The organism is Bacillus sp. GW823-FHT06A11, from assembly GCF_058795355.1.
Genome location: NZ_JBXAHS010000025.1, coordinates 1 through 813, shown reverse-complemented (window position 1 = coordinate 813; position 813 = coordinate 1). Strand labels below are relative to the sequence as shown.

At 55.1% G+C, this 813-nt stretch carries 8 tRNA genes; all 8 read right to left on the bottom strand.

What is annotated here, in order from left to right:
- Positions 1 to 96: 96 nt before the first annotated feature.
- Positions 97 to 189, bottom strand: a tRNA-Ser gene (locus AC1Q8L_RS29905).
- A gap of 17 nt (positions 190 to 206) precedes the next feature.
- Positions 207 to 283 (bottom strand) — tRNA-Ile (locus tag AC1Q8L_RS29900).
- A gap of 4 nt (positions 284 to 287) precedes the next feature.
- Positions 288 to 364: transfer RNA gene (locus tag AC1Q8L_RS29895), tRNA-Met, on the bottom strand.
- Between the two features lie 20 nt (positions 365 to 384).
- Positions 385 to 457, bottom strand: a tRNA-Ala gene (locus AC1Q8L_RS29890).
- A gap of 15 nt (positions 458 to 472) precedes the next feature.
- Positions 473 to 546: transfer RNA gene (locus AC1Q8L_RS29885), tRNA-Pro, on the bottom strand.
- Positions 547 to 556: 10 nt separating this feature from the next.
- Positions 557 to 630 (bottom strand) — tRNA-Arg (locus AC1Q8L_RS29880).
- A 3-nt stretch (positions 631 to 633) separates the two neighbouring features.
- Positions 634 to 722, bottom strand: a tRNA-Leu gene (locus AC1Q8L_RS29875).
- A 16-nt stretch (positions 723 to 738) separates the two neighbouring features.
- Positions 739 to 813: transfer RNA gene (locus AC1Q8L_RS29870), tRNA-Gly, on the bottom strand.

Below are 813 nucleotides of genomic sequence, written 5' to 3'. Positions count from 1 at the left end.
GGACAGGATTTGAACCTGCGACCTTCGGGTTATGAGCCCGACGAGCTACCGTACTGCTCCACCCCGCGATGATATAATATGTAATTTAAGAAAAAATGGAGGAGGTAGAGGGATTCGAACCCCCGCGCGACTCTCGCCGCCTGTCGGTTTTCAAGACCGATCCCTTCAGCCGAACTTGGGTATACCTCCGAGATATAAACCTTTAGTGGTGGACCTTGTAGGACTCGAACCTACGACCGGACGGTTATGAGCCGTCTGCTCTAACCAGCTGAGCTAAAGGTCCTTTATGGTAGCGGCGGAGGGGATCGAACCCCCGACCTCACGGGTATGAACCGTACGCTCTAGCCAGCTGAGCTACACCGCCATAAATGATATTAAAATAAGTGGAGCCTAGCGGGATCGAACCGCTGACCTCCTGCGTGCAAGGCAGGCGCTCTCCCAGCTGAGCTAAGGCCCCATGTTTTTGGGAATATCGGGAAGACAGGATTTGAACCTGCGACCCCCTGGTCCCAAACCAGGTGCTCTACCAAGCTGAGCCACTTCCCGTTAATAAAAGCGCGCCCGAGAGGAGTCGAACCCCTAACCTCTTGATCCGTAGTCAAACGCTCTATCCAATTGAGCTACGGGCGCATATGGTGCCGAGGGCGGGGGTCGAACCCGCACGGTGGTCACCCACCGCAGGATTTTAAGTCCTGTGCGTCTGCCTGTTCCGCCACCCCGGCATGTCATATTGAAAATTGGAGCGGAAGACGGGATTCGAACCCGCGACCCCAACCTTGGCAAGGTTGTATTCTACCACTGAACTACTTCCGC